This window comes from Vibrio sp. NH-7 (genome assembly GCF_053643215.1).
Genome location: NZ_CM132187.1, coordinates 2,640,424 through 2,659,151, shown reverse-complemented (window position 1 = coordinate 2,659,151; position 18,728 = coordinate 2,640,424). Strand labels below are relative to the sequence as shown.

The following is an 18,728-nucleotide window of genomic DNA, read 5'->3' as shown; positions in this document are numbered from 1 at the left end:
CTATTTGAGTTATGAACCTCTATTTTGCATCTTTCAGTTTAGTGAATAGATGAAATATTGCTCAATCGTGTGTTTTTCTTAGGTATAAAACGGAGAAGAGTTTCAAACATTGAAACTCCAAATAGGTGGTGACGGGTTCGTCACTTAGGTATTGACTAGGGAAGCCGATGCTTCCCTAGTTCAAAGAGCGCTTACTTAAGTAGGCCGATCTCTTTGTAGTATTTCTCTGCACCTGGGTGTAGAGGGATAGAAAGACCTGCTTGAACCATGTCTTCTTTCTTCAAGTTTGCAAACGCTGGGTGTAGACGTTTGAACGTGTCGAAGTTTTCGAATACTGCTTTTGCAACGTTGTAAGCAACATCGTCAGAAACGTTAGCCGTTGTTACCATTGTTGCCGCAACGCCGAAGCTGTTCACGTCTTTGTCTGTGCCACGGTACATACCTGCAGGTACTGTGCTGTACGCGTAGTATGGGTTGTTTGCTACGATGTCGTCGATCTTAGCACCCGTTGCTGAAACCAGTTTTGCGTCACAAGAAGTCGTCGCTTCTTTGATTGATCCATTTGGATGACCAACCACGTAAACGAAGGCGTCAATTTTGTTGTCACAAAGTGCTTGCGAACGCTCAGAACCTTTAAGCTCAGACGCTAGCTTGAAGCTATCGTTGGTCCAGCCCATCGCTTCCATCACAACACCCATTGTCGCACGGTCACCAGAGCCTGGGTTACCGATGTTTACGCGCTTACCTTTAAGGTCAGAAACGTTTTCGATTCCAGCATCGCTACGAGCAATAATGTTGAAAGGTTCTGTGTGTAGAGAGAACATAGCGCGTAGGTCTTTATACGGGCCTTGTTCAGCAAACTTACTTGTGCCGTTGTAGCCGTGGTACTGCCAGTCAGACTGAACGATACCGAAATCAAGTTCGCCTGCGCGGATAGTATTCACGTTGTAGATCGAACCACCAGTCGACTCTACAGAACAGCGAATGTTGTGTTCTTTACGGCCTTTGTTAACTAGCTTACAAATCGCACCACCAGTTGGGTAGTAAACACCAGTTACAGAACCAGTACCGATAGTTACGAATTCTTGCGCGTTAACTGCGCCAGCGCCCATTACAGCAGCTGCAATAGCGCCAACTTTAATAAGTTTGTTCAATGCCATGAATTTCCCTTCCTTTATTCATTATTAACCCCATTGCAAGTTTAGTTGCTTTGGGAGTTTCCTATTAATGGAAACGGCATCTTTTTCAATCCGTATGTTGAAAAAGTGGCTGAATAATACCAAAAAAACGGCAGATAATTACACGATTGTTAACGAATGTAGTAAAAAAGACTGATTATTAAATCCATGTATATGAGGGTTTAACGCTTTTAAATTCTTTTAAATCAATATCTTACTGGTTAACTATTGAGCGTCGAAGATTTGTTTAAGATGTGATCTGAATCACGCCATAATATTGGCGGCGTGATTCTTATTTTTGAGATGAATGTGACTTAGCCTGCGTACTCAAACAGGTCGCAAACAGAGTCGAAAAGTTGTTCTGTTGTGACGGAAAGAGTTGGAGTGATGAAGATCGTATCGTCGCCAGCAACCACACCTAAAATACCTTCCGCTTTGCCAAGTGAATCGAGCAAGCGCGCAATCAACTGCGCAGCTCCTGGACCAGTATGAATGACAACAATCGCATTGTTGTGATCGATATCTAGAACAAGTTCACGAAGTGAGCTAGATACGGTCGGTACACCGAGTTCTGCTGGTAGGCAGTACACCATCTCCATTTTGGCATTTCGCGTACGTACCGCGCCAAACTTGGTCAGCATACGAGAGACTTTAGACTGGTTGATATTTTCAAAGCCTTCATTTTTTAGAGCTTCAACAATATCGCCTTGTGAGCCGAAACGTTCTTCTTTTAGTAGGGCTTTAAAAGCGCGAACGAGATTATCTTGTTTTTCTGAATGGCGCATGGTTATTTCACCAGTAGTTTATAAAAAGCGAGTGAATATTCTCGCATAGCTATGCATTCTACGCCAAGACTAGAAGCCAATTATGTCTAAGATATCACTGTAAACTTACTTTTTATTGATAACAAAAATGGTAGTTAAACCTTTGTCATTAAAGGCAAACAAGAGGATAATGCGCACCCTATTTGTGGCACGTTTTTGTCGGATTGCGCAAGGTCGCAAAGCTGACGTTAATTGATTGTAATCAGGTTGTGATTGGTTTAGTTTTGTCACAGCAAATTACATTTCGCCCTACAAGATATATATAAGAGAATCATCTCAAGGAGAACTACGATGAAAGTAGCCGTTATTGGTGCCGCTGGTGGCATCGGTCAAGCCCTAGCTTTACTACTTAAGAACCGCCTTCCAGCAGGTTCTGATCTAGCCCTGTACGATATTGCCCCTGTTACACCGGGTGTTGCTGCAGACCTTAGCCACATCCCAACGCCAGTTTCTATTAAAGGTTTCGCGGGTGAAGATCCAACGCCTGCACTAGAAGGTGCGGATGTTGTTCTTATCTCTGCGGGTGTAGCTCGTAAGCCTGGTATGGATCGCGCTGACCTGTTCAACGTTAATGCGGGTATCGTTAAGTCTTTGGCTGAGAAGATTGCTGTTGTATGTCCGAAAGCACTTGTGGGTATCATCACTAACCCAGTAAACACAACGGTGCCAATTGCTGCTGAAGTACTGAAGAAAGCAGGCGTTTACGATAAACGTCGTCTATTCGGTGTAACAACACTTGACGTGATTCGTTCAGAAACCTTTGTTGCTGAGCTGAAAGACAAAGATCCAGGCGAAGTTCGCGTTCCTGTTATCGGTGGTCACTCAGGCGTAACAATCCTACCGCTACTTTCTCAAGTAGAAGGCGTTGAGTTCTCTGATGAAGAAGTTGCTGCTCTAACTAAGCGTATCCAAAATGCAGGTACTGAAGTTGTAGAAGCGAAAGCGGGTGGAGGCTCTGCAACTCTATCTATGGGTCAAGCTGCTTGTCGTTTTGGTCTTGCACTTGTTAAAGCTCTTCAAGGTGAAGAAGTGATTGAATACGCTTACGTTGAAGGTGACGGTGAGCATGCTCCATTCTTCGCTCAACCTGTGAAGCTAGGTAAAGAAGGCGTTGAGGAAGTACTAAGCTACGGTCCTTTAAGTGACTTCGAAAAGGCTGCACTTGACGGTATGCTAGAAACACTTAATGGTGATATCCAAACGGGTGTCGACTTCGCTAAGTAAGCATCTATTAGCGAGATGAATTTAAGCCGGCTTTCGAGTCGGCTTTTTTGATCGTTTTTATGGCTGACTCGTAACCCTATAAAAAGAGGAGAGTCGTCATGGATATTGGTCGCATCAAAAAAGGCATGTTGGTTGAGAGCAAGTATGGGGTAGGACGTGTGTTGGTGGTAGATGAAACGACCCAAGCCGTTTTACTTGAAGGGCGCGAGTCTCAGCAACAATTTGCCGCTCATATTGATGAATTATTGGATAATCCGCAACTACACCAAGGGTGTGATAAGTACTACTAGTACCGAGACCGTTAAATAGAAAAAAGCGAGCCGAGGCTCGCTTTTTTCTATTTGCTAAGACAATTACTTACGAACAGCAATTGCTTCGATTTCAATACCCACATCTTTTGGCAGGCGCGCTACTTCGACACATGAGCGTGCAGGGTAGTTAGCTACTTTGTGCTCATCGAAGAATGCACCGTACACCTCGTTTACCGTACCGAAATCGTTTAGGTCTTTAACAAATACTGTCATCTTAACGATATCAGTGACAGATAGGCCAGACGCTTCAACGACAGCTTTTACGTTTTCAAGAGACTGACGAGCTTGCTCTGCGATGTCAGCTGATACTTCACCTGTTGCTGGGTTAACAGGGATTTGGCCAGAAGTCAGAACCATGTTGCCTAGGTCTACACCTTGTACGTAAGGGCCGATTGCTGCTGGTGCTGATTCAGTGTGAAGTACTTTAGTCATTGTTATGTTCCATCTGTTTAGGGTTAGTGGACAGGAAACTCAGTTTGCCGTGATTTACGTGCTGGGTAAAGCAAAAATCCCCGCTGGAATAGGCGGGGATGGGTGAAAACGTGAGCTATTACCGCAGCTTATGCATTAACGCTCTGTCACAATTTCACGAGAGAAGACTTTTTCGCAGTATTTACATTTCAAACGAATATCGTCTTTCTTTTCGAATACTTTAAAGCTGCTCTCTACAGGCTCACCATGAGTAATACAGTTGGTATTTGGACATTCAAATACGTTGTTCACTTGTTCTGGTAATTCTAGCGCAAGTTTCTTTACCACTTGGTAGTTTTCAATCTGGTTGACCGTCGCGTGTGGCGCATACAAGGCAAGTTTGCTCGCTTGCTCTTCAGTAATAAAGATGTTTTCAATCTTGAGCAAATCTTTATGACCAAGTGCCGATGACGGTAAGTTCAGACCAACAGTGACACGCTGCTCTGATTTGTGCATCGAGAAAAGCTTAAGCACTTTAATACCAATTTGCGCTGGAATGTGGTCGATAACGGTACCGTTTTTAATTGCTTCAACCTGCAATTGAGTTTCTTTAGACATGGTAATTTTCCTCTCGATTACAGTGTTTCGTTAAGAACAAGCGCAAGCAGTGCTTGACGTGCATAGACGCCATTTTCCGCTTGTTCGAAGTAATAAGCGTAAGGTGTTTTATCAACGTCGACGGTGATTTCATCCACACGTGGTAGAGGATGAAGTACCTTTAGGTTGTCGCGCGCACCTTCCAGCAAAGTGGCGGTTAGGATGTAAGCTGACTTAATGTGTGCGTATTCTGATTCATCGAAACGCTCTTTTTGTACACGCGTCATGTAGAGCACGTCGAGTTCTGGAATGACGCTTTCCATGTCTGTGTGTAGGCTAAATTCTATGCCTGCTTCGTCTAACTCTTCACAGATGTAATCTGGCATCGCTAACGCTTCCGGTGCGATAAAGAAGAAGCGGATGTTGTTGAATTTTGCAAGTGCCTGAGTCAAAGAGTGAACGGTACGACCATATTTAAGGTCGCCGACAAACGCGACGTTGAGGTTATCTAAACGACCTTGAGTTTCCGCAATCGAGAAGAGGTCGAGCAAGGTTTGGGTTGGGTGTTGGTTGGCACCGTCACCGCCATTGATGACGGGAACGCCATTGGAAAATTCAGACGCTAGGCGCGCTGCACCTTCTTGAGGATGGCGCATAACAAAAGCATCGACGTAAGAAGAGATCACTTGCACAGAGTCAGCCAGTGTTTCACCTTTTTTAGCAAGGGATGTATTACCGCCGTTATCGAAACCAATCACATCACCACCGATGCGTTGGATTGCCGTTTCGAATGACAAACGAGTACGGGTTGATGGTTCAAAGAAGCAGCTTGCGACCACTTTGTTTTTGATCAGCTCAGGCCTAGGCTCAGCTTTAAGCTCACCCGCTGTTTTGACAATCAATTCTAGCTCTTCACGAGAAAGCTCAGGAATTGAGATAATGTGCTTGTTGTAAAGCGTGTTTGTCATAATCATCTTCCCAGTCATGAATTTTAGGCACAAAAAAGCCCCCCATTACGGGAGGCTTTAGAAATCGGTGGAAATAGTAAAATAGAGAGCCGATAAGCTCATTGGCTTACCCAGTGTAATACGCTTTGTAGAGCACGAATTACGTGGCATATTTTTACTACCTCCAGACAAATTGCCGAGCATTATACGCTGAAGATTTGTTAACGCAAGCGATTACATCGAGGGTTTTCCTGTCGATATTCTACCTTGTTTAGCTACCGAGTGTGGCCACCATCACAGCTTTAATTGTGTGCATTCGGTTTTCTGCTTCATCAAACACAATGGAATGCTCGGATTCAAACACTTCGTCCGTGACTTCTAAGCCATTCATGCCGTACTTTTCTGCGACTTCTTTACCTATGGTGGTTTCATCGTTATGGAATGCCGGTAAACAGTGCATGAACTTAACTTGCGGATTGCCCGTTTTAGCAATGACGTCCATATTGACTTGATATGGTTTCATCATGGCGACGCGTTGATCCCACGCTTCTGGTGCTTCCCCCATAGAGACCCAAACATCAGTGTAGAGGTAATCACAACCTTGTACGCCCTCATCAACATTTTCTGTTAGGGTGATTTTAGCACCAGTGCTGTTGGCGATAGCTAGGCAGGCGTTGACCAGTTCTTCTTCCGGCCAGTAGGCTTTTGGCGCGACGAGGCGGATGTCCATCCCCATTTTCGCTGCGCCCACTAACAATGAGTTGCCCATGTTGTTACGCGCATCGCCAAGGTAAGCAAACTTTATTTCGTGCAACTGCTTGCCGCGGCCATGTTCAAGCATGGTGAGAAAATCTGCCAAGATTTGTGTTGGGTGAAATTCATCGGTTAGGCCGTTCCAGACAGGCACGCCCGCATAAGCGCCTAGCTCTTCTACGATCTCTTGACCGAAACCTCGATACTCAATGCCATCGTACATACGGCCAAGAACGCGAGCCGTATCTTTCATCGACTCTTTATGACCAATTTGAGAGCCAGATGGACCGATGTAAGAGACTTGGGCGCCTTGATCGAACGCTGCGACTTCAAACGCACAACGTGTACGCGTTGATGCTTTTTCAAAGATCAGAGCAATGTTTTTACCCACTAGCTTTTTTTGCTCGGTCCCTGCGTATTTGGCTTTTTTAAGATCAGCAGAGAGATCAAGTAAGAATTGGATCTCTTTGGGAGTGAAATCGAGTAGCTTTAGGAAGTTTCGGTTACGTAGATTAAAGGCCATGCTCCAGTCCTTGAATGTTCATTCGTTCAATGGAGTTAGTTAAACATATTTAACCAATGTTTGTGAATAATTATTTTAAATAAATGCCGAGATATGAATTATATCTCGGCAGAAGTGACTATAAATTCTCTTCAGCATATTCTGCAAGGCGACTGCGAACCACACCATTGAGGTGAATGTTGGCGCTGCCTTCGAAGTTCTTGAAGCGTTCGACCATGTAGGTCAAACCTGACGTCACAGGGGTTAGATAGTGGGAGTCAATTTGAGCCAAGTTACCGGAACAAACAATCTTAGTGCCTTCACCACAGCGGGTAATGATGGTTTTGATCTGAGAGGCTGTGAGGTTCTGACATTCATCAAGCAGAACGAAAGCGTTTTGGATCGAACGACCGCGCATAAAGTTGATCGATTTGAATTGAATATTGGCTTTATCACAGATGTATTTGAGCGATCCTTCGGTGCAGTGATCATTCTTATGCAACGCTTCGAGGGTATCGGTGACAGCGGCAAGCCAAGGCATCATTTTCTCTTCCTCGCTGCCGGGTAAGAATCCAATTGCCTCGCCAATATCGGGCGTATTTCGCGTAACAATGATCTTATCAAATATGCCTTTCTCGATGGTCTGCTCCAGCGCTGAAGCTAGAGCGAGTAAGGTTTTACCACTACCAGCCGCACCGGTTAAGATCACTAGATCGATATCAGGATCGAGTAGCGCATCTAACGCCATACCTTGGTAAATATTTTTCGGTGTGATGTCCCAAGCTCTTCGGTGCATCATGCGCTCTCGGCTGAGATCCTTGATGGTGATCTTATCTTGTTCGATCTCCTCTACTCGTCCAGCAAAATCACTCTCTTCATCAATTACGTATTGATTAATGTAGGTGGGTTCAAAGGGCGCGCGATCGAGTGTGTGGTAAGTACGGCCGGCAAGATTCTTACTTTCGACTTGTTCGACGTTACTCCAAAAATCCCCTTCAATTTGTTGGAAACCTTTTGTGAGGTATTGGACGTCATCGATCAATTGGTCTGTTCGGTAGTCTTCGACAAATCGAACTCCCGCACCTTTGGCACGCAAACGCATGTTAATGTCTTTCGTCACCAAGATGACTTCACGAGGTGCTCGTTTATTTTGCAGGTAGAGCACCCCGTTTAAGATTCGGTTATCGCCAGCTTTATCGGCGAAAGCTTTGACGGTTTCTTGCAATTCGAAATCAGCCAGAATGGCGATATGGCCAGTATTCTCTGAGTCTTTGTTAATTGGGATCCCTTCAGAAATTTCATCGGGGGTGGCGTCTTTAAACATGGCTTCGAGCGCTCGAATGGCGACTCGGGCATCACGTGCGACATCGCGTTTGCTGTCTTTAATTCGATCGAGCTCTTCTAATACAGTCATCGGGATGACGACATCGTGTTCTTTGAAGGAATAGATGGCTAAAGGTTCGTGAAGAAGGATGTTGGTGTCTAGAACAAAAAGTTTCCGGTCTGTGTCACCCATAAGCGTCTCCTTGCCGACATACGGCTTGCTTACCCCTCATACTCTTGTATGAAGTGGTCTACCTGCGGATGCTTGCAGAAATGTAGCCCGGTAATCAGAGATCGCTGATGGTTTGACTACAAAAACTGCAAACCCGTGTTGATCGTCACCCTAATGAAATGCATCTCTTGTGCCAGCCAAATTGTTGACGGGGCAAGTGCACGTTCACCATTAAGTATAAGCCTGTTTTTCAACACTCCTAATTAGAAGTGCCACTGATTTCTTACACTTTGATGTCATGTACAGCTTTGATAAAAAATTGTTGGTTTTTGAGGTCTTTGTACGTGACCAATGTCACAGCTTCGAGTAAGATTAGCGACCTTTTTCTGCGCTGTAGCTGGCCACTTTTTTTCCTCGTCAGCTGCCTTTCAAGTTGCGCAAGAACAGCTAAGATTTATAGACCCATTTTTGAATTAAACAGATGAGGTAGTCGATTCATGACATTTGCTTTGGGCCAGCGCTGGATTAGCGATACGGAAAGCGATCTAGGTTTAGGAACCGTTGTAGCATTGGATGCTCGTACTGTGACATTAATGTTTGCAGCTTCTGAAGAAAATCGAGTGTACGCTCGTAATGATGCGCCCGTAACCCGAGTAACCTTTAACAGTGGTGACGTTATTGAATGCCAGCAGGGTTGGTCACTGAAAGTTGAGCAAGTTGTCGAAGAACAAGATCTGTTTACTTACATCGGTACGCGTGAAGATACAGGTGAAGAAGGCGTGATGCTTCGTGAAATCATGCTAAGCAACCAAATTCGATTCAATAAGCCTCAAGACAAGTTGTACGCAGGTCAAATCGACCGTATGGACAACTTTGTGCTGCGTTACCGTGCATTGATGAACCAATATGAGCAGCACAAGAGCCCAATGCGTGGCTTATGTGGCATGCGTGCCGGTTTGATTCCTCATCAGCTATATATTGCGCACGAAGTGGGTCGTCGTCATGCGCCTCGCGTTTTGCTGGCTGATGAAGTTGGTTTGGGTAAAACCATCGAAGCGGGCATGATCATTCACCAGCAAGTGCTGGCAGGTCGTGCTGAGCGTATTCTGATCGTGGTACCTGAGACGCTGCAACACCAGTGGCTGGTGGAAATGATGCGTCGTTTCAACCTGCATTTCTCTATATTCGATGAAGAACGCTGCATCGAAGCGTTTGCTGACTCTGATAACCCATTTGATACACAGCAATATGTACTCTGTTCTCTCGATTTCTTACGCAAGAGCCGCAAGCGTTTTGAGCAAGCGTTAGAAGGTGAATGGGATCTATTGGTTGTCGATGAAGCGCACCACTTAGAGTGGAGCCCTGAAAAGCCAAGCCGCGAATACCAAGTGGTTGAAGGCTTAGCGGAGCGTACGCCAGGTGTTTTACTGCTAACGGCAACGCCAGAACAGCTTGGTCGTGAGAGCCACTTTGCGCGTCTACGTCTGCTTGATTCCGACCGCTTCTTTGATTACCAAGAGTTCGTCAAAGAAGAAGAGCAATATGCGCCCGTTGCCGATTCAGTTAGCGCGCTATTTTCAGGTCAAAAGCTAGAGAACGACGCGAAAAATCAGATTACAGAGCTGCTTTCTGAACAAGATGTTGAGCCGTTGTTTAGAATCATCGAGAGTGATTCCGGTGAAGAAGAGAAAGCGGCGGCGCGCCAAGAGTTGATCGATAACCTAATGGACCGTCACGGTACTGGGCGTGTCTTGTTCCGTAACACACGTGCGGCGATCAAGGGCTTCCCTAAACGTAATGTAAACTTGCTACCGATGCCCATTCCTCAGCAGTACACCACTTCAATGCGTGTATCTGGCATGATCGGCGGCAAAATGAGTGCTGAAGCTCGCGCTGTGAAAAACTTGTACCCAGAAGAAATCTTCCAAGAGTTTGAAGGTGAAGATTCGAGCTGGTGGCAGTTTGATAGCCGAGTGAATTGGCTACTTGAGAAAATTACCGAAAAGCGTAGCGAGAAGATTTTAGTGATTGCTTCTCGCGCAAGTACTGCTTTGCAGCTAGAGCAAGCGCTGCGTGAGCGTGAAGGTATTCGTGCAACGGTATTCCATGAAGGTATGTCGATTCTTGAGCGTGATAAAGCGGCGGCTTACTTTGCGCAAGAAGAGGGCGGCGCACAGGTACTGATCTGTAGTGAGATTGGCTCTGAAGGTCGTAACTTCCAGTTTGCCAATCAACTTGTGATGTTCGATCTGCCATTTAACCCAGACCTACTAGAGCAGCGTATCGGTCGTTTAGATCGTATCGGTCAAAATCGCGATATCGATATTCATGTGCCGTATCTTGAAGGCACTTCACAGGCGATTCTTGCGCGTTGGTTTGATGAAGGTTTGAATGCCTTTGCTGAAACTTGTCCAACGGGCCGCACTGTTTACGACAAATACGCCGACCGCTTAATTGAAATGCTCGCTTCAGGCGATACAACAGAGCTTGATGATGTGATTGCTGAATCTGCAGCCATGAACAAAGAGCTGAAAGCGCAGCTGGAACAAGGTCGTGACCGCTTACTTGAGATGCACTCAAATGGCGGCGATAAAGCGCAAGCGATTGTCGATAAGATCGCCTCAACAGATGGCGATACCAATCTAGTTACGTTTGCGTTGAGCCTGTTTGATACCATTGGCCTCGATCAAGATGACAAAGGTGAAAATGCTCTAGTGGTAACGCCATCTGAGCACATGTTGGTACCAAGCTATCCTGGCTTGCCTTACGAAGGGGCAACCATCACGTTTGACCGTGATACAGCGCTGTCTCGCGAAGACATGCACTTCATTAGCTGGGAACATCCAATGATTCAAGGCGGTATTGATCTGCTTATGAGTGAAGGCGTGGGAACGGCTGCGGTTTCGCTACTGAAGAATAAAGCGCTGCCAGTAGGCACCATGCTGCTTGAACTTATCTACAAAGTGGATGCACAAGCACCGAAGCGTAGTGGTATCAGCCGTTTCTTACCAACGACACCAATTCGCTTGATGCTGGATGGCAAAGGTAATGACCTGTCTGCTCAGGTTGAATTTGAAAGCTTCAACCGCCAACTGAGCCCTGTGGGTCGTCATATCGCGACTAAGTTAGTCTCTTCTGTACAAGCTCAAGTGCACCAGTTAGTTGCAGCGGGTGAGACGCTTATCGTTGAGAAAGTAGAAGCGATTCGTAATCAAGCTGAGCAAGAGATGCAAGCTAGCCTTAACAGTGAACTAGAGCGCTTGCAGGCATTGAAAGCGGTCAACCCGAACATCCGTGATGAAGAGATTGATGCCATTGATGAGCAAATCAAAGAGCTAACGGGCTACATCGGCCAAGCTCAGTATCAACTCGATTCGTTACGAATGATCGTGGTATCACATAATTGATGCGCTCTTAGAACTCTTTAAATTAAACCCAGCGTAACGCTGGGTTTTTATTGGATGAACACAATGGCTATGACCGAATACAACCCGCCGCGCGAACCTTGGGTTGATATTGTATTTGAAGACGAACACATCTTGGTGGCAAACAAGCCGCCTGGATTATTGTCGGTGCCAGGCAGGTTGGAAGAGCACTATGACAGCTTGTGGTCACGCTTAGTCGCAATCTACCCAGATATCCAAGTGGTGCACCGCTTAGATATGGACACCTCAGGGCTGATGTTGCTCGCAAAGCACAAAGAAGCCGAGCGCTCGCTCAAAAAACAGTTTCAATATCGCCTTACTCACAAAGTCTATTACGCTCGCGTTTGGGGTCACCCAGCTAATGAGCACGGAGAAGTCGATTTACCACTGATTTGTGACTGGCCAAATAGACCGAGACAGAAAGTGTGTTTCGACGACGGTAAGCCGTCAAAAACCTTGTATCAGGTCGTTAAGCGAGAGGAACGAACATCGATTGTACGTCTATTGCCGATTACAGGGCGCTCGCATCAACTGCGCGTGCATATGCAGGCGTTAGGGCACCCAATCGTCGGTGATGAGTTTTACTCAGAAGGGGAAGCGTTTGAATTCTCTGATAGGTTAGAGTTGCATGCCGCAGAGCTCAGCTTTTATCATCCACACAGTGAAGCGTTGCAATGTGCGTTTGTTCCCTGTGACTTCTATCTTGAAGCCGAGGCGATGATCTTTAACTATTTTTCGCCTGTGCGAGAATTACCGGATTATAAAACGCTGCCACGCCCATAACTGACTTACCAATAACTTGGCAGTGAAAGGAGATCCTATGTCGCTGCCAACTTCTGCTACCCCAACCGTCGTTTTTCTTGATCGTGCCACGATCCCCACTCAAATTGAGTTACCCGAACTGGCAGTAGAGCATAAGCGGATCGACTACGACTTTACCTCGCCAGAGCAAGTTGTTGAGAGACTTCAAGGTGTTCAGGTCGCCATTACCAACAAAGTCATTTTGGACCGCGAGTGTTTACGTCAGTTGCCTGAACTCAAGTTGATTGCGGTATCGGCGACGGGGTTTAACAATATCGATATCGACTATTGTGCCGACAATGGTATAGCGGTAACCAACGTACAAGGCTATGCGACTCTGTCGGTACCAGAGCATGTTATCGCTATGATCTTTGCCCTTAAGCGCAATCTATTTGCCTACCATAATGATATCGCCGCCGGTGAATGGCAGCGTAATAAACAGTTTTGTTTCTTCACTCACCCTATCGGGGATGTCGCGGGCTCGACGCTGGCCATCATTGGCTCTGGCGCGCTAGGTCAAGCAACCGCAACTCTGGCTAAAGCGGTCGGCATGAAAGTCTTGTTTGCTGAGCGCAAAGGTGCTCCTAGTTGCCGAGATGGCTTTGTACCGTTTGAGGAGGGCTTGCAACAAGCGGATGTCATCTCTTTGCACTGCCCTTTAAATGAACAAACGCTGAATCTGATTGGAGAGCGCGAGCTGGCAATGATGAAGTCTAGCAGCCTGCTGATCAATACGGGGCGAGGGGGGCTCATTGATGAAGCTGCCTTGGTAAACGCGTTGAAGCAAGGAATCATTGCCGGAGCTGGGGTCGATGTCTTTACTCAAGAACCTGCAGATAGCTCTAACCCATTGCTGGCAAACATGTCGCTACCTAATTTGCTGCTTACTCCACATGTTGCTTGGGGGAGTGACTCATCGATTCAGAATCTGGCTAATATTTTGATGGATAACATTACGGCATTTATCAAAGGCGAGAAACAGAACCGCATTGTGTAATTGAATTGCAGTACGGTGATTTTAACTTATTGACTTTAAAGTAAATAATCAACTGTGAGCTATGTCTATGCTTGATTATTATTCTGACTCTATTTATAGACGGGATAAATAAAATGTAAGAAATTACGACATCAAAATAATTTATAAATCACGTCAGGAATTTTAGGCATGGACCAAAAACAGTTAACCAATCCCGTTTCATTTCATGGTAGAGGTGGGGAATTTTTCGGCATATGGATAGTTAATATCCTCCTTTCTATTGTTACATTAGGTATTTATTCGGCATGGGCTAAAGTAAGAACAAAGCGCTACTTCTACGGTAACACTCATATTAGCGGCGATAACTTTGAGTATCACGCCAAACCAATACAGATCCTTAAAGGTCGCATTGTGGCACTCGTCGTGGTTCTTATTTGGTCTATTAGTAGCCAATTTTTCCCTGTTGCAAGTATGGCGCTACTGTTAGCATTTTATGCTGCACTGCCTTGGCTACTTTGGAGCAACGCTCGTTTCGATTCCGCAATGACGAGCTACCGAAACGTTCACTTCTCCTTCACGGCTCCGCTTAAGAGCGCATACGTTACGCTACTTGGACGTGGCGTAGGTGCATTGCTCATTCTTGCGGTCTACATAGGTATTTCAATCGCAGTTGGTTCCGTTTCTACCGCAGCAGGAATCGCGATGTGGTTCGGTCTTTTTGCTGTTATGGCAGTGGTTTACGCGTGGGTTGTTGCAGGTGCTCACCGCTTTTTTGCTAATGGCTATCAATATGGTGATTGGAAGTTTAGCGCAGAAATTACAACAGGTTTCTTTTTGAAGACCTACTGCAAGGCGATGATCATCGGTGTGTTGTCTGCGCTGGCATTTGCTGTCGTTGCTATGCTCGTTGTGTTTGGTGGTGTTGAATTTAGTCAGCTGCATCTTTCTGATCTTTCTCAAGTTGGCCAGAGTGCGGGGGCGTTTGCGGGTGTTGTCATTGTGTACGCGGCGATGATTGTTTTAACTATCGCGTTGACGGCATATACAACGACTCGTGTGCGTAACTATGTTTTCTCTCAACTGGTCGCCCAACAAGAAGAACAATCAGAAACGGCCTTTAGATTCGCTTCAACCATGAGTGTCAGTAGCTACATGGGCTTAGTGATTTCTAACTTCTTGCTGCAAGTGATCACGTTAGGTCTTGCGCGTCCATGGGTGATGGTGAGAACCAGCCGCTATCTATCTGAAAGGACAGCTGTGGTGGGTAACATGACTTTATTAGTGGCGGTTGACCAAGATTCCGATGTGAAATCAGCGGTCACGGATGAAGTTGCTCAGGCATTTGACCTCGGTATCGGCATCAACTAATGCGTTTTCAAGGCAGTGCATTTCCGCCGAATAGCTCAGTTCGACACGCCGCTGAGCTAGATGCGTCCAGTTCAACATCACTTTGTATCGTGACCGAAGAAGAAACGGTTTACTGCGAAGTGGCATGGGTTGAAGTCAGCGCCCCTGTTGGCAACTTGCCCATCCGTTTTAAGTTTGCCGATGGCTGGATGTTTGTCGCAGATAGGACGCCACAAATCAACGAGTGGCTAAAGCGAAACAAGCGTTCTAGTTTTGTCGAGAAGATGGAAACTAAACGGTTTGCTTGGCTGTTGTCGGTAGTGTGTTGTATCGGTGTTATTGTCGGCAGTTATGTTTATCTGCTGCCTTGGCTCAGTGAAAAAGTTGCTCATGCCGTTCCAGATACAGTTGCTGTCGCGCTAGGGGATAAGGTGTTGGCGAGCTTGGACGAGCATTGGGCTCCCAGTGAACTGAGTACTTTGGAGCAGGAGCAAATTCGCACTAGAGTGTCCCATTATTTATCGCAGATCGAGCCATTACCTTACTCAGTCGATATTGTATTTCGCTCTTCAGAGATGGGAGCGAATGCGTTTGCTCTGCCTGGTGGGAAAATTGTCGTCCTTGATCAAATGGTTAAGTTAGCAGCCAATGAGCAGCAGCTTGATAGCATTATTTTGCACGAGCTTGGCCACGTTCATCATCGTCATATGTTAAAGCGTCTTGTTCACTCAAGTATTCTTTCTGTTGGTGTCTCTTTGCTGACAGGTGAGAGCTCAGGCGTGATCGACAACATGGCTGGTGTTGGCGTCTTTTTCTTGTCAAATGGTCATTCAAGGGAAGCCGAGATGGAAGCGGATGAGTATGCGAAACTCAATATGCGTGTGATTTATGGCAGCAGTGAAGCAATGGCAGAAATGTTTGAGCAATTTAGTCAGCAAGAAGAGTTTGCTATACCGGAGTGGCTAAGCTCACATCCTGACTTCGATGAGAGAATTGAAGCTGCGAGAAATTAGCCACTAGCAAGAATAAAAAAAGCTGGTCGAGTGACCAGCTTATTTGTTTTTACTAGAGGCAAAGATTACAGCGCTGCAATCGTCGCTTTTTGCTCTTCTAGTTTCACTAGAGTCTCTTTGTAGCCTTCTAGCTTTTCACGCTCTTTAGCAACGACCGCTTCCGGTGCTTTAGCAACAAAACCTTCGTTACCTAGCTTGCCTTCGATACGCTTGATTTCACCGTGTGTCTTCTTGATTTCGCCGTCTAGACGAGCAAGTTCCGCGTCTTTGTCGATTAGACCCGCCATTGGGATCATCAGTTCAGACTTAGCAACCAGCGCCGTTGCGCAAGCTGGTGTTTCTTCACCTGCTTCCAGTACGCGGACAGACTCAAGTTTCGCTAGAGAAACCAGAACTTGCTTGTTCGCTTCTAAGCGTGCTGCATCTTCTGCGCTCGCGGCTTTTAGCATCACTTCAAGCGGCTTACCTGGGTTGATGTCGTATTCAGCACGTAGGTTACGGATGCTAGTGATGAATGACTTCACCCACTCGATGTCATCAAGAGCTGCTTGGTTGAAGTTCGCTTCGTCGAACTGAGGCAGTGCTTGAAGCATGATTGTGTCACCTTCAACACCGTCAACCAGCGGCTTAACGCTCTGCCAGATAGTTTCTGTGATGTATGGGATCACAGGGTGCGCTAGACGAAGTGTCTTCTCTAGAACGGTGATTAGCGTGCGACGAGTACCACGTTGCTGAGCTTCACTGCCTTTCCAAAGAACTGGTTTAGTGAGCTCTAGGTACCAGTCACAGAATTGGTTCCAGATAAATTCGTAAATCGTGTTTGCTGCCATATCCAGACGGAAGTTATCAATGTGACCATTGAACTCTTTCGCTGCTAGCTCAAACTGAGACTCGATCCACTTATCCGCTAGTGAGTACTCGATCTCACCACCGTTGAAGCCACAATCCTGATCTTCTGTATTCATCAGTACGTAACGGCTTGCGTTCCATAGCTTGTTACAGAAGTTACGGTAACCTTCCAGACGCTTCATATCCCAGTTGATGTCACGGCCAGTAGAAGCCATAGCAGCAAGAGTGAAGCGTAGTGCGTCAGTACCGTATGGTTCGATACCGTTTTCAAACGTCTTACGCGTGTTCTTCTCGATCTTCGCTGCAAGTTGAGGCTGCATCATGTTACCAGTGCGTTTCTCAACAAGAGACTCAAGGTCGATGCCGTCAATCATGTCGATTGGGTCAAGAACGTTACCCTTAGACTTAGACATCTTGTCACCGTTCTCGTCACGGATTAGACCAGTAACGTATACCGTCTTAAATGGTACTTGTGGCTTACCGTTCTCATCTTTACAGAAGTGCATCGTCATCATGATCATACGAGCAACCCAGAAGAAGATGATGTCGAAACCAGTAACGAGTACGTCTGAAGGGTGGAATGTCTTCAGATCATCTGTGTTCTCAGGCCAACCTTGCGTACCGAAGGTCCAAAGTGCAGAAGAGAACCAAGTATCCAATACATCGTCGTCTTGGCGTAGAACCACAACTGGCGCTAGGTTGTTGTTTGCACGAACTTCTTCTTCAGTGCGACCTACGTATACATTGCCATCGTTGTCGTACCATGCAGGGATGCGGTGACCCCACCAAAGCTGACGAGAGATACACCAGTCTTGAATGTCGCGCATCCAAGAGAAGTACATGTTTTCGTATTGCTTAGGAACGAATTGGATTTCACCATCTTCAACCGCTTTAGTTGCCGTTTCAGCAAGAGGTGCGGTGCGAACGTACCATTGGTCAGTCAGCATTGGTTCAATCACCACGCCGCCACGGTCACCGTAAGGAACCGTTAGATCGTGATCTTTGATTTCATCAAGCAGGCCTAGCTCATCAAACTCAGCCACGATCGCTTTACGTGCAGCAAAACGCTCCATACCGTGGTACTTAGCAGGTAGCTCAGTTGAGTACGCGTCACTCGCTTCGCCGTTGGTGTTGAACACTTCAGCGGCATCACGGATGTTGGCATCAAAGGTTAGGATGTTGATCATTGGTAACTGGTGACGTTTACCAACTTCGTAGTCGTTGAAGTCGTGCGCAGGTGTGATTTTCACACAGCCAGTTCCTTTCTCCATATCGGCGTGCTCATCGCCCACGATTGGGATACGACGATCAACGATAGGAAGTAGAATTTCTTTGCCGATAAGATCTTTGTAACGTGGATCTTCTGGGTTAACCGCAACACCCGTATCGCCTAGCATGGTTTCAGGACGCGTGGTGGCAACTACGATGTAGTCTTTGCCTTCTGCTGTTTTAACGCCGTCTGCTAGCGGGTAGCGGAAGTGCCACATGTGGCCTTTTTTGTCTTTGTTTTCAACTTCAAGATCAGAAATTGCCGTGTGCAGTTTAGGATCCCAGTTTACTAGACGCTTACCGCGGTAGATTAGGTCATCTTCGTATAGGCGAACAAAAACTTCTTGAACCGCGTTAGATAGACCGTCATCCATTGTGAAGCGCTCACGGTCCCAGTCTACCGATGCACCTAGACGACGAAGCTGTTTAGTGATGGTGCCACCAGACTCGCCTTTCCATTCCCAGATTTTATCGATGAAAGCATCACGACCGTAGTCGTGCTTTGTTTTGCCTTCTTCAGCAGCGATTTTGCGCTCAACAACCATTTGAGTTGCGATACCAGCGTGGTCTGTACCGACTTGCCAAAGGGTGTTTTTACCTTTCATACGCTCTGCGCGGATCAGAGTATCCATGATCGTATCTTGGAACGCGTGGCCCATGTGTAGGCTACCAGTGACGTTCGGTGGTGGGATCATTATTGAGTATGATTCTTTGGTCGTGTCACCGTGTGGCTTGAAGTAGCCTTTCTCTTCCCAAGCTTGATATAAAGCCTGTTCAATTGAAGTTGGGTTATATGTCTTTTCCAT

Annotated in this window: 15 protein-coding genes; 7 read left to right on the top strand and 8 right to left on the bottom strand. The window is 46.3% G+C overall.

Annotation, left to right across the window (positions count from 1 at the left end; all coding sequences use genetic code 11):
* Window positions 1-191 precede the first annotated feature (191 nt).
* Together ACUALS_RS12315 and argR are read right to left on the bottom strand one after the other, a co-directional pair.
* On the bottom strand, window positions 192-1,160 hold the full coding sequence (locus ACUALS_RS12315) for a TAXI family TRAP transporter solute-binding subunit (RefSeq protein ID WP_005472741.1): 969 nt from the start codon (window positions 1,158-1,160) through the stop codon (window positions 192-194).
* Between the two features lie 332 nt (window positions 1,161-1,492).
* The gene (argR, locus tag ACUALS_RS12310; RefSeq protein WP_005472752.1) at window positions 1,493-1,963 is read right to left on the bottom strand and encodes a transcriptional regulator ArgR; all 471 of its coding nucleotides are present in this window, start codon (window positions 1,961-1,963) and stop codon (window positions 1,493-1,495) included.
* Between the two features lie 330 nt (window positions 1,964-2,293).
* On the opposite strand from argR, the gene mdh reads away from it, so the two are divergent.
* Together mdh and ACUALS_RS12300 are read left to right on the top strand one after the other, a co-directional pair.
* Entirely contained in the window at window positions 2,294-3,226 is a 933-nt protein-coding gene (mdh, locus tag ACUALS_RS12305; protein ID WP_005472715.1) for a malate dehydrogenase, read from the top strand.
* 98 nt (window positions 3,227-3,324) lie between these two features.
* Window positions 3,325-3,516, top strand: coding sequence for a hypothetical protein (locus ACUALS_RS12300; protein WP_005472763.1), 192 nt, complete (start codon window positions 3,325-3,327; stop codon window positions 3,514-3,516).
* A gap of 63 nt (window positions 3,517-3,579) precedes the next feature.
* Here the strand turns inward: ACUALS_RS12300 and ACUALS_RS12295 are convergent, their stop codons facing one another.
* The 5 genes from ACUALS_RS12295 to ACUALS_RS12275 form a co-directional block, all read right to left on the bottom strand.
* The gene (locus tag ACUALS_RS12295) at window positions 3,580-3,969 is read right to left on the bottom strand and encodes a RidA family protein (RefSeq protein ID WP_005472743.1); all 390 of its coding nucleotides are present in this window, start codon (window positions 3,967-3,969) and stop codon (window positions 3,580-3,582) included.
* Window positions 3,970-4,104: 135 nt separating this feature from the next.
* Complete coding sequence (pyrI, locus tag ACUALS_RS12290; protein ID WP_038140359.1) at window positions 4,105-4,566, bottom strand: aspartate carbamoyltransferase regulatory subunit; 462 nt, start codon at window positions 4,564-4,566, stop codon at window positions 4,105-4,107.
* Between the two features lie 17 nt (window positions 4,567-4,583).
* The gene (gene pyrB, locus ACUALS_RS12285) at window positions 4,584-5,513 is read right to left on the bottom strand and encodes an aspartate carbamoyltransferase (protein ID WP_334475341.1); all 930 of its coding nucleotides are present in this window, start codon (window positions 5,511-5,513) and stop codon (window positions 4,584-4,586) included.
* A gap of 250 nt (window positions 5,514-5,763) precedes the next feature.
* Complete coding sequence (locus ACUALS_RS12280; RefSeq protein WP_039486523.1) at window positions 5,764-6,768, bottom strand: ornithine carbamoyltransferase; 1,005 nt, start codon at window positions 6,766-6,768, stop codon at window positions 5,764-5,766.
* A 118-nt stretch (window positions 6,769-6,886) separates the two neighbouring features.
* The gene (locus ACUALS_RS12275) at window positions 6,887-8,263 is read right to left on the bottom strand and encodes a PhoH family protein (protein ID WP_005472638.1); all 1,377 of its coding nucleotides are present in this window, start codon (window positions 8,261-8,263) and stop codon (window positions 6,887-6,889) included.
* 476 nt (window positions 8,264-8,739) lie between these two features.
* Between ACUALS_RS12275 and rapA the strand changes: the two genes are divergently transcribed.
* The 5 genes from rapA to ACUALS_RS12250 all read left to right on the top strand — a co-directional run bounded on the left by rapA (window position 8,740) and on the right by ACUALS_RS12250 (window position 15,804).
* Window positions 8,740-11,649 (top strand): RNA polymerase-associated protein RapA, encoded by a 2,910-nt coding sequence (gene rapA, locus ACUALS_RS12270; protein ID WP_454448445.1) that lies wholly within the window; start codon window positions 8,740-8,742, stop codon window positions 11,647-11,649.
* Between the two features lie 63 nt (window positions 11,650-11,712).
* On the top strand, window positions 11,713-12,450 hold the full coding sequence (gene rluA, locus ACUALS_RS12265; protein WP_454448444.1) for a bifunctional tRNA pseudouridine(32) synthase/23S rRNA pseudouridine(746) synthase RluA: 738 nt from the start codon (window positions 11,713-11,715) through the stop codon (window positions 12,448-12,450).
* 37 nt (window positions 12,451-12,487) lie between these two features.
* On the top strand, window positions 12,488-13,465 hold the full coding sequence (locus tag ACUALS_RS12260; RefSeq protein ID WP_454448443.1) for a D-2-hydroxyacid dehydrogenase: 978 nt from the start codon (window positions 12,488-12,490) through the stop codon (window positions 13,463-13,465).
* Window positions 13,466-13,633: 168 nt separating this feature from the next.
* The gene (locus tag ACUALS_RS12255) at window positions 13,634-14,812 is read left to right on the top strand and encodes a YjgN family protein (RefSeq protein ID WP_039478232.1); all 1,179 of its coding nucleotides are present in this window, start codon (window positions 13,634-13,636) and stop codon (window positions 14,810-14,812) included.
* Window positions 14,812-15,804: a M48 family metallopeptidase gene (locus ACUALS_RS12250; protein WP_454448442.1), complete on the top strand. Its 993-nt coding sequence runs from the start codon at window positions 14,812-14,814 to the stop codon at window positions 15,802-15,804. Before ACUALS_RS12255 ends, ACUALS_RS12250 begins: the two co-directional genes overlap by 1 nt.
* Window positions 15,805-15,869: 65 nt before the next feature.
* On the opposite strand, the gene ACUALS_RS12245 is transcribed toward ACUALS_RS12250, so the two are convergent.
* The gene (locus tag ACUALS_RS12245; RefSeq protein WP_454448441.1) at window positions 15,870-18,728 is read right to left on the bottom strand and encodes a valine--tRNA ligase; all 2,859 of its coding nucleotides are present in this window, start codon (window positions 18,726-18,728) and stop codon (window positions 15,870-15,872) included.

Excerpts from the sequence above, each read along its gene's own strand:
- ACUALS_RS12315 (WP_005472741.1), bottom strand. The coding sequence starts at position 1,160 with ATGGCATTGAACAAACTTATTAAAGTTGGCGCTATTGCAGCTGCTGTA.
- argR (WP_005472752.1), bottom strand. The coding sequence starts at position 1,963 with ATGCGCCATTCAGAAAAACAAGATAATCTCGTTCGCGCTTTTAAAGCC.
- mdh (WP_005472715.1), top strand. The coding sequence starts at position 2,294 with ATGAAAGTAGCCGTTATTGGTGCCGCTGGTGGCATCGGTCAAGCCCTA.
- ACUALS_RS12300 (WP_005472763.1), top strand. The coding sequence starts at position 3,325 with ATGGATATTGGTCGCATCAAAAAAGGCATGTTGGTTGAGAGCAAGTAT.
- ACUALS_RS12295 (WP_005472743.1), bottom strand. The coding sequence starts at position 3,969 with ATGACTAAAGTACTTCACACTGAATCAGCACCAGCAGCAATCGGCCCT.
- pyrI (WP_038140359.1), bottom strand. The coding sequence starts at position 4,566 with ATGTCTAAAGAAACTCAATTGCAGGTTGAAGCAATTAAAAACGGTACC.
- pyrB (WP_334475341.1), bottom strand. The coding sequence starts at position 5,513 with ATGACAAACACGCTTTACAACAAGCACATTATCTCAATTCCTGAGCTT.
- ACUALS_RS12280 (WP_039486523.1), bottom strand. The coding sequence starts at position 6,768 with ATGGCCTTTAATCTACGTAACCGAAACTTCCTAAAGCTACTCGATTTC.
- ACUALS_RS12275 (WP_005472638.1), bottom strand. The coding sequence starts at position 8,263 with ATGGGTGACACAGACCGGAAACTTTTTGTTCTAGACACCAACATCCTT.
- rapA (WP_454448445.1), top strand. The coding sequence starts at position 8,740 with ATGACATTTGCTTTGGGCCAGCGCTGGATTAGCGATACGGAAAGCGAT.
- rluA (WP_454448444.1), top strand. The coding sequence starts at position 11,713 with ATGGCTATGACCGAATACAACCCGCCGCGCGAACCTTGGGTTGATATT.
- ACUALS_RS12260 (WP_454448443.1), top strand. The coding sequence starts at position 12,488 with ATGTCGCTGCCAACTTCTGCTACCCCAACCGTCGTTTTTCTTGATCGT.
- ACUALS_RS12255 (WP_039478232.1), top strand. The coding sequence starts at position 13,634 with ATGGACCAAAAACAGTTAACCAATCCCGTTTCATTTCATGGTAGAGGT.
- ACUALS_RS12250 (WP_454448442.1), top strand. The coding sequence starts at position 14,812 with ATGCGTTTTCAAGGCAGTGCATTTCCGCCGAATAGCTCAGTTCGACAC.
- ACUALS_RS12245 (WP_454448441.1), bottom strand. The coding sequence starts at position 18,728 with ATGGAAAAGACATATAACCCAACTTCAATTGAACAGGCTTTATATCAA.